This is a genomic window from Corallococcus aberystwythensis (genome assembly GCF_003612165.1).
GTDB classification, from domain to species: domain Bacteria; phylum Myxococcota; class Myxococcia; order Myxococcales; family Myxococcaceae; genus Corallococcus; species Corallococcus aberystwythensis.
In genome coordinates this window covers 1-418 of sequence record NZ_RAWK01000592.1, presented here as the reverse complement: position 1 = coordinate 418, position 418 = coordinate 1, and the positions used below count along the sequence as shown (strand labels likewise).

At 74.2% G+C, this 418-nt stretch carries 1 protein-coding gene; it reads left to right on the top strand.

Annotated features, from left to right (window positions below; translation table 11 throughout):
• The coding region (locus D7W81_RS42740; protein ID WP_120560771.1) for a hypothetical protein at positions 1 to 418 on the top strand (418 nt) is incomplete at both ends.

The window sequence follows — 418 nt, the reverse complement described above, 5'->3', positions numbered from 1 at the left end:
GCCCCTGCGGCTGACGCTGTCGGTGGGAAACCTCCAGGGCCCTCCCTTCCAGGGCGCCGTCACCGTCGCGTTCTCCCGCGCGGGCGTGCCCGGCCAGGTGACGCGCACCTTGACGCGCGACGCCGTGGGCTGGTCCACCGAGTTCGTCCCCGACGCACCCGGCGCGTGGGATGTGGACGTGCGTTTCCTCACCACCCGCCCCAAGGCGGTCCACCTGCGGTTCACCGTGAGCGAGCCTCCGGTCCCCCCCTGGATATGGCGCACCCTGCTGGCCATCGCGGGGGGTTTGCTGCTGGCGCGGGTGCTGTACGCCGTCACGCGGCGCGGGGTGACGCCAGAACATCCCATCGCGCCCCTCCCCCAGGCTCCGCCACCGGAAGCCGCGGCTTCAGAGCCCGCGGCCCCCGCGACTCCGGAG